This window comes from Pseudomonas sp. HMSC076A11, assembly GCF_001810205.1.
Classification (GTDB): Bacteria; Pseudomonadota; Gammaproteobacteria; order Pseudomonadales; family Pseudomonadaceae; genus Pseudomonas; species Pseudomonas aeruginosa.
In genome coordinates this window covers 21517-27729 of sequence record NZ_KV800251.1, presented here as the reverse complement: position 1 = coordinate 27729, position 6213 = coordinate 21517, and the positions used below count along the sequence as shown (strand labels likewise).

Here is a 6213-nt window from a genome sequence, read left to right as displayed (position 1 = left end):
CAACCCACTGTCCGGGATGGGTTGACCACTACAGTTTGCCGGAAATACCAGATAAAACGTTGAAAGCGCTTGAAAAAATTAAAGATAAAAAAGCTCGCTACCTAAGGGACGCTGAAGTCGAGAAACTGGCAAAGCAGCAAGGGCAGACAAGGGTAGGCACGCGCAACGTCAGCACCACTCAATACCAGCGCTCTCCGTGGGTGGCCGAAAATGCACGGCGGCGAGCTAAAGGCCGCTGTGAGCTATGCGGCGAGCCAGCGCCGTTTAAGCGAAAGGACGGTACTCCTTACCTGGAAACGCACCATATCGAGTGGCTTGCGAACGGTGGGGCAGACACGGTAGAGAACACTGTTGCACTTTGTCCAAACTGCCACCGGAAGATGCACATAATTAACGACTCTAAAGATCAGGAAAAACTGAAAAATATAGTGAAACTAAATTAGCCGTATACAAGAGCTCACTGAAAGAGTAAGAAAGAGAGTTCTGTGAAGTGCCCCTCTCTCCGCAAGCCTCTGGAAATCACTTCGGCAAGGACAAAGCATCGTAAAGTAGGAAACTATCGATACCCCACTTCGCAGAACCACCGACTATTTCCTAACGCTTGATATAATGCTCTTTTCCATGAATTAGGATAAATCTGACGTTCTGCGCCCTCCATATTCAGTAGATGCTGTCCACGCTCATCAGCCGAAGCACCCTCATAATACGCAATAAACATTTGCCTTATATGTGATAGCTCCTCTGCCGCTTCAACAGAGAACCGAGCATTCAAATCAAATGCCAACATATGAGACCTTGTTCTTTCTCTAGCAAAATCTGGCCATATAGCAGGAGGATCAGCATAAAATGAAATAGCCGCGGGCCGAGTATGTTGAACCTCGCAAAATAACCATTGCGCTGAGTTAAAATAGTCACCATCGTAATATGGATGAATAGGCTGCGCACCTGCTCTAGAAGCAACAGAGGTACTTTTCCCGCCCATATTGCAGTCTCGACAAGACGGCACCAAATTAGCAACCAAAACTGACAAACGAGGAAATTTCGACTTAGGAAGATAATGATCTAGAGTGCTGACACGCCCAATACCACAGTATGGGCATCGCTCTCCGGGAGCAGCCCCCATTAACCTATCATATATAATGCGGGCAGGTTTACCCTGTGCCACCAAGTAGTTCGAATAAAGTGCTTTCAGCTCAGACTTCTTAACCCGTCCAACTACGACCTCCTCTTTTCTCTGATTATTTGGAGGAATAGTCCACCATCCCCCATCTACCCCAAGCCTCTCATAAGCGGCAGCATCTTCCATTAACTCCTCAAGGATTTCCGTATATTTCTCTTGGAGCGAAACGTCTCCCACCCCTGCAACACATAATTTAAAAACATCCTGAAAAAGATCCATAGGTTTGGGAAGCGCTCTCACAAAACATCATCCTCTCGGGTTTTAATAAGAGCCCTAAGTAGGGCCTGCCCTTCAAATCCGAGTTGCCCACCGTAACCCTCAAATATCTCCTGATAGCTCTTACCTTCTGAAATGGACTGAGCCAAAAGATCATAAAAGCCTGATTTAGCAACCTCTAGTCCAAATACCTCTCGAGTCAATACACCAACATTCTCAGCAAATGTCTCTGACTCAGGTCTTTCAGCATACGTCAAAGAATTGGAACGTCTAACTTTCCAAACACAAGAACTAGGCACTTCCTGCAATACGACTGGAGAGTGGGTTGCAATAATTGCCACACCATTTCTATCCGTAAGCAGATCAGACATAGCCCTAGTAAAAGCAGATAATAAAGGAGGATGAAGATGGCTTTCAGGTTCATCAAGAAGAACCAAAGTTTTCTCTTCTAAAGTTTCAACCAGCCGAGTAACAGTAAGTAAAACAATCGCATGCCCAGAGCTCATTTTTGCAAACAAATAATCTGCTCTTCTATAAGCCTCCTCAGGTTCAAACTCTTCCGCGAGAGCGGGAAGATTCATGCTTTGAAAATTTGAATCTGATTCAAGCCTTCTAATAGCTTTTACCCAATGCGACTTTTTCCTCTCCAAGCTAAAGCAAACTCTCAGACTCCTTACAAACTCAAGAGAAAGTTCTATCATTGTTTTTAGGCTATACGAACCATCCGACTTTATCGAATTGGAGTCTTTAAGACCTATATAATAGTAACATGTACCCTCAGCTTTATTAACTCGATCCCGGGGCGGAATGAACGGATCAAATGCGCTAAATGAAACCGAGACAACACTACTGAAATACTCTGAACTGATAGATCCACCGCTCCAAGGATCATTATCAATAAATTCCCCCCCACCCCCTTCCGAACCAACTCCCTGAATTATTGACCGAATCATGCCATTCAATAGAGTTGTCTTCCCCACGCCATTCCGGCCAATTAAAACATGCATATTGGTAGGTGGCTTTGAACTCGGAACAACCTTAAAACTTAATTTAGCACCACCTATTACACTAGTAGCCGCTCGAGAATAACTAAAGTCAAATGACGTGAGTACAGCTCCACCCGCTATAACCCTGCGGTACTGGACGTTAATGGTGGCGACACTTACACCACGCATTAGGGAGTCATTGAACACCAACTCCTCTTTAGCTATTGCGTATATATTTTCATCATAAGCAACATCTCGAAGCCCAACAAGAATCTGCTCAACCAACTCTGGGGATAGTTTTTTTTGCAAATTCTCATAATACTCGACATCTTGACCTAAGGAAAAATATTCCTCAGATAAAAATTCGAAATGTTCAGACAAGGACTTCTCAGTCCATCCGTGCGGTTGGTTAACGTAACCTATCTTTACGTTACCAATGTCATGCTCCACCCCGTGAGCATCATAAACCGTCAAATAGAATAAAGTTTTAAAACTGTAATCATCCCAATTATTAGGCCTCAAGTAAGCGGCCAGCTTCCGTGGAGTACCGCCTCCACCTGATTTTTTAAAGAAATTAATCTTCATTCACACCCCACAAAATTTATCACTATAGAGCCAGCTCACCCTGATCATCTCTGAGATAACGATATGATTGGGGTGCACTACCATTAGGAACAAACCTACTTAAGGCCAGAGGGGTATCATATCGACGGACTACACCAACCTTTATTGCATGCGCGACCAACCTCCCTTTAAAGTACGAGTTAAAGAAATTTCTAGAAACACCAGAAAACTCACACGTCTCGGACCATATGACACTCGGAGAGTCGGAAAGCACTTCTTCAAAGTCGAACTCACCAACAACCTTACCAACAGGCATCGTGGCATATATCACCACCGTCCTTACATTCCTGTTCTTAAAAATGCACTTTCTAAATTCATATCTTTTTACACCTTGTAGTATCTTTTCCGCATACTCAGGCTTAATCGACAATAAGACCTTCATGAATCATCCCCCTTTTTGCCACAGCCTTAACATGAGATGCGGGAATCTCAAAAAAACCCCAGTATTGATTTCCGCCTGGAAATCCTAGTTCTTCAATAAGAACCTGACGTGTCACTTTCTTTTTCAAAGCCAAATTGTATGAGAATTTGAAAACATGTGGGTAATTCTTTCTCATCCATAGCCGTTCCAATTCTGGAGCCTTAAAAACACTGTGAGGCTCACAGTATCGGAAAAATTCTTGTTTGCAAGAAAAATTCGATATATGGCGATATTCCTCTACTACTCCAATAGATGTGGCTACCGATCTGTAGTGGGCGGGCCCTTGCCCATCGCTCATACGATAGATAACAATGACGTCTCCAGCACGCAAGTTCTCCATGCCCTGCATACCAGCCATATAAATTTTGTGAATACTGTTAGCAGAAGATATATCTTCAACAATATCTGAACTTTCATTACTCAACATTGAATCGGGCAAGAGCCGAGTATGCCATCTAGGGTCGATGGCCACAACATAGCACCGCACTCCTTTCAAGCTAACCAAAGGATAGCTTTGAAACTGAGAGACATAATTTGATTTCATATTCTTAACCAGAACCAACTCAACCCCATTAAGAGTTTTCTTGACGCCCTGCTGCATAAAACCATACTTCTTAAGAAGCTGAATCAGCCCTTCATGCTCTTTGAATACTGTCACATACACTTCGTCAACAGCGAAAGAAATGGCATGATCGATTATTTTTTTTATAAATCTTTCGCCCATCTTGGTGCCATGAGCGTTTATTTTCATAGTGCCGACCTTAAGACGCTTAGCAGAGGGAAGCGGCGGCAAAACATCATCAACTAAGCCATCTTCCAACTTCAAATAAAGAAACCCATCTAGAGCTCCGCTGCTCTTTAAGAACACATAAGCCTTTTCATTACCCTTACGTTCAAACCACTCTACAAACTCTTTATAGGAAGACTTTAATGAGTCAAAGAAAGGATCCGTCAAGTCTATATCTTTAAATTTCTTTAGCTCCAGATCCAAAGCTTATCCCTCCCTTTTAAAAAAACCAGATACGACCTGAAAGAACTCATCAAAATCAGGCTCAAAGAGAACCTTAAGAGAAGTCCCAAGATTATCGCATATAGACTTAGCATTTTTCCTTTCCGCTTCCATAAAGGAAACTAGGTCTACTGTAGTCTTTGAATTGTCACGCCCTACAAGCCGCTCCACTATGGTCTCAGGGCTGGCCTCCAAAAGGACAACCCCATGAAGATGTAGTTTCTTAAAAATAGAAGTTTCTAGATTGACGAACTCCGCCTTTTCATCAATAAGCACGAAGTGTCCATCCAGCAAGAGCAGCCTACCCTCCAAAGTAATTCGCTGAACGGCTCTACACAAAGCAGCTTGGTTTTCGTCAATATTGACGACTCGCTTATCCAAGCTCCAATCTGCCAAAGCGCGTTCACGCCGAATCAGTCGGCTGGCACTCTCATGAAGGACGGGAAAAGCACAAGCGAACTGCTGGCAGAGATAGGTTTTACCAACTCCATGGACGCCCGCTACGAAAACCGTCATTACACATCCCTGCGTGTCGTATGGTTTCTCGATACTAATTGGCCAGCACCGATGTCGTAAAGATGCTGATGACTACATGGTGTGTTTTCTCTGAAAAAGTCTGGCTATCTGGGGTAGAGGCAGCTCCACAAATCTTTAGCACGGGCCATCCTGGCTCTGATAGCCACCTCTCATGCGATTCATAAAACACTCGCAGGAGAGCCCACTACTTCTCGCAAAAGTGCCGACTATGGGGGGCTCCTTTCGTTATAGCTGGCTCGCTCCATGAAAGCACACTCACGCAGGCGTTCTGGCCACCTACAAAGTACTCTCGAACGTCTTTGGTCCATTGGCCGACAAACCCGCTCCTTGAGCACTCCTGTTCCCACCAGCCGCCAGCGGTCACCTCAATGACCAAGCCGGGAACGTGCCCCCAGAATTCTCCCAGGTCCCCTTCATCAAGAACACGGAAACCTTCGACACCAGGGAAGGCGATTTGCCAATGCACATCAGATTCAAGGTCGCGAACCTCCACCACCAAGGAGTTCACGTCGTAGTGCACTCGCACGACCTCGGCCATTTTGCAGACCAAACTGGTTACCGCCACACCAGTAATACGGGGTAGATCTGTCGCGTTCACTCTGGTCTTCCTTGCATGCCCGAATAAGAGGTGACTACCTCATAGCGCCGGTATGAAATAGTGGGGCCAAACAAGCTAACCGCAGCTCTGAAAGGCCCGAAATATGGACCTCTTAGGGTGAGCGATGGTCATTCCATGCGATTCATAATGCTGATGTCCCAGGTTCAAGTCCCGGTGTAGCCACCATATTTTTCAAGGGGTTAGCGCAAGCTAACCCCTTTTTGTTTTGGTCGGCAGACTACAAACCGACTACAAACCGTCTACGCCCCCCTTTACCGATTTACGGTTCGCATAAAAAAGCCCCGCATCTGCGGGGCTCTACGATCAACGTCACTGCTATCCGTGAGCAAGCAGCGGCTCAATCTCATGTTCGATCTGCTTGCCATTCGCCGCATAAGCAGTTGCTAACGAATACTCACTCTGGAGATTCATCCAGAACTGAGCGGACGTATCAAAGTAACGCCCCAGACGAATCGCCATATCTGCGGAGATACCACGCTGCTCACGAACGATATCGTTCACTGTCGGAGCGGAGACTTTCAAAGCGCGTGCTAGAGCAGCTGGAGAGATATCCAACTCCATCAGAAACTCATCGCGCAATATTTCCCCAGGATGGATGGGGCGCATACCATTGGTAGCCAT

Annotated in this window: 8 protein-coding genes; 1 reads left to right on the top strand and 7 read right to left on the bottom strand. The window is 45.4% G+C overall.

Annotated elements, in window-relative coordinates; translation table 11 throughout:
* Nucleotides 1-443, top strand: a 443-nt coding sequence (locus tag HMPREF2716_RS28330; RefSeq protein WP_177343795.1) for an HNH endonuclease, incomplete at its 5' end; no start/stop codon positions are given.
* Between the two features lie 113 nt (nucleotides 444-556).
* On the opposite strand, the gene HMPREF2716_RS29315 is transcribed toward HMPREF2716_RS28330, so the two are convergent.
* The 7 genes from HMPREF2716_RS29315 to HMPREF2716_RS00450 all read right to left on the bottom strand — a co-directional run bounded on the left by HMPREF2716_RS29315 (nucleotide 557) and on the right by HMPREF2716_RS00450 (nucleotide 6213).
* A complete protein-coding gene (locus HMPREF2716_RS29315) occupies nucleotides 557-1420 on the bottom strand; it encodes an HNH endonuclease (RefSeq protein WP_124174234.1) in 864 nt (287 codons plus the stop codon).
* Nucleotides 1417-2967: an AAA family ATPase gene (locus HMPREF2716_RS28325; protein WP_071535171.1), complete on the bottom strand. Its 1551-nt coding sequence runs from the start codon at nucleotides 2965-2967 to the stop codon at nucleotides 1417-1419. Before HMPREF2716_RS28325 ends, HMPREF2716_RS29315 begins: the two co-directional genes overlap by 4 nt.
* A 22-nt stretch (nucleotides 2968-2989) precedes the next feature.
* Nucleotides 2990-3388: an ASCH domain-containing protein gene (locus HMPREF2716_RS28320; RefSeq protein ID WP_051428818.1), complete on the bottom strand. Its 399-nt coding sequence runs from the start codon at nucleotides 3386-3388 to the stop codon at nucleotides 2990-2992.
* Nucleotides 3366-4418 carry a hypothetical protein gene (locus HMPREF2716_RS28315; protein ID WP_051428817.1) on the bottom strand — a complete coding sequence of 351 codons (1053 nt, stop codon included), beginning with the start codon at nucleotides 4416-4418 and terminating at the stop codon, nucleotides 3366-3368. The genes HMPREF2716_RS28320 and HMPREF2716_RS28315 overlap by 23 nt, the downstream gene beginning before the upstream one ends.
* 3 nt (nucleotides 4419-4421) lie before the next feature.
* Complete coding sequence (locus HMPREF2716_RS28310) at nucleotides 4422-4952, bottom strand: ATP-binding protein (protein WP_071535170.1); 531 nt, start codon at nucleotides 4950-4952, stop codon at nucleotides 4422-4424.
* 205 nt (nucleotides 4953-5157) lie between these two features.
* Nucleotides 5158-5571: a hypothetical protein gene (locus HMPREF2716_RS00455; RefSeq protein ID WP_052188955.1), complete on the bottom strand. Its 414-nt coding sequence runs from the start codon at nucleotides 5569-5571 to the stop codon at nucleotides 5158-5160.
* 336 nt (nucleotides 5572-5907) lie between these two features.
* Nucleotides 5908-6213: a HigA family addiction module antitoxin gene (locus tag HMPREF2716_RS00450; RefSeq protein WP_003099268.1), complete on the bottom strand. Its 306-nt coding sequence runs from the start codon at nucleotides 6211-6213 to the stop codon at nucleotides 5908-5910.

What these genes read in the sequence shown, in the direction of transcription:
- HMPREF2716_RS28325 (WP_071535171.1), bottom strand. Translation starts at nt 2,967, where the DNA reads ATGAAGATTAATTTCTTTAAAAAATCAGGTGGAGGCGGTACTCCACGG.
- HMPREF2716_RS28320 (WP_051428818.1), bottom strand. Translation starts at nt 3,388, where the DNA reads ATGAAGGTCTTATTGTCGATTAAGCCTGAGTATGCGGAAAAGATACTA.
- HMPREF2716_RS28310 (WP_071535170.1), bottom strand. Translation starts at nt 4,952, where the DNA reads ATGACGGTTTTCGTAGCGGGCGTCCATGGAGTTGGTAAAACCTATCTC.
- HMPREF2716_RS00450 (WP_003099268.1), bottom strand. Translation starts at nt 6,213, where the DNA reads ATGGCTACCAATGGTATGCGCCCCATCCATCCTGGGGAAATATTGCGC.